2 protein-coding genes are annotated in these 1,636 nt (G+C 61.7%); one reads left to right on the forward strand and one right to left on the reverse strand.

Annotated features, from left to right (window positions below):
* Nucleotides 1–47: 47 nt before the first annotated feature.
* Nucleotides 48–476, reverse strand: a complete 429-nt coding sequence (locus RYH74_RS23560) for a multidrug/biocide efflux PACE transporter (RefSeq protein WP_317410284.1) — start codon at nt 474–476, stop codon at nt 48–50.
* A 92-nt stretch (nt 477–568) separates the two neighbouring features.
* On the opposite strand from RYH74_RS23560, the gene RYH74_RS23565 reads away from it, so the two are divergent.
* Nucleotides 569–1,423, forward strand: coding sequence for a LysR family transcriptional regulator (locus tag RYH74_RS23565; protein WP_025338914.1), 855 nt, complete (start codon nt 569–571; stop codon nt 1,421–1,423).
* The last annotated feature ends 213 nt before the right edge of the window (nt 1,424–1,636 follow it).

The raw sequence follows: 1,636 nt of genomic DNA on the forward strand, positions 1-1,636 counted from the left end.
CACCTTTTTAGAATTTGAGCAAGAAAGCTGCTCCTACAAGGACGCGCTCACGCAAGGCGACGCTGCATCAGCAGGTGCCGGGCTTTGTCGAAGGCCCAGTTGTACAGCACGGTGTAGGGCAGGATGATCACGAAGAAGCCCAACTCCACCATGAACGCCTGCAGCAACGAAATCTCCAGCATCCACGCCGCCACCGGCAGGCACCACACCACCAGTCCGGCTTCGAAGCCCAGGCCGTGCACAAAGCGTGCGCCGGCCTTCCAGTGGATGCGCTCGACCCGCACGTAGCGATCGACCAGCGCGTTGTAGACCATGTTCCACAGCATGGCGATCACCGACAGGGTCACCGCCAGCGCCCCCGCCGTCGCCAGCGACTTGCCCATGACCCAGGACAACAGCGGCGCACACAGCAGCACGGCGAACATTTCATAACCGACGGCGTGAACCAGGCGTTCGGTGAAAGAGACGTTTTTCATTGCAAATTCCATCCATTGCGTGAGTCGTGCTTCCTATTTTCTTTGATAGAACTGATACTCGCGACATAGCTACCATCGATTTTATCAATACCATGCGCTACTCACCCGAAGCTCTGGTCGCCTTTGTCGAAGCTGCATCGCTGGGTTCGTTTTCCGCTGCGGCGCGCAAGTTGCGCAAAAGCCAGTCCACCATCAGCATCGCCATCGCCAATTTCGAGGCCGATGTGGGTTGCCCGTTGTTCGAGCGTGGCGGTCGTCACCCCACGCTGAACGAGGCTGGGCGGCAGGTGCTGAGCCATGTCGAGGCAATTCTCGATGCCAGCGCCCAGCTCGATGCCCTGGCGGTGCGGTTGGCGGAAAACGTCGAGGCTCTGGTCTCGGTGGTGATGTCGGACAGCTACAGCGTGACCTTCCAGGGCGCGGTGATGGCCCGCTTCGCCCAGCACTACCCACATACCGAGCTGCGCTGCGGCCCGTCGGAAGATGCCGATGTGATCGAGCTGATCCAGCAGGGCCTGGCACATGTCGGCATTCTTGCCACCCAGCCCAGCTACCCCGCTGACGTTGCCGTGGCACGCTTGCCCGAGCAGGCAGAGTTTGGGGTGTACGTGGCCAGCGGGCATCCGTTGGCGGCTTTGCCCCAGGTGCAGACGCAGCACCTGGAGAACGTCCGGCAGCTGTATATCAAGACCTATGCCCCCAGCTTGCACCACGGTCGTGGCCAGGCCTGGTCGGCACCGGACTACCTCACCCTGCTGGAGTTCGCCGTGCGCGGGTTCGGCTGGGCCGAACTGCCCAGGGCACTGGTGGCACGGTTTGGCAATGGGCTGGTGGAGCTGCAGGTGGCCGGGTACCCGCGACGGGTTGACATGGATGTGGCCTGGTCGAGCCGGCGCGCGCTCGGGCCGGCGGGGCAGTGGCTGGTGCGGCAGATGTTGGGGCAATAGGCCTTTATCGCCTGCAAGATCCTGGGGGCTGCTGCGCAGCCCGTCGCGACGCAAGGTCCTCCTACAGGGCACTAAAGCGAAAAATCCTACAACGTTTTAGGAAGCCCATTGCTCCCCCGCGAAGGCGTTCCTCGCTAGTGTTTTGGCCGTTGCGTCAAATCACTGGAAAAGGAACTCCTGATGAGCATCAGCAAAGCCATCCACATCGCCATG

The sequence above is a fragment of the Pseudomonas sp. LSJ-87 genome, assembly GCF_032971465.1.
In the GTDB taxonomy this organism is placed as follows: Bacteria; Pseudomonadota; Gammaproteobacteria; order Pseudomonadales; family Pseudomonadaceae; genus Aquipseudomonas; species Aquipseudomonas putida_Z.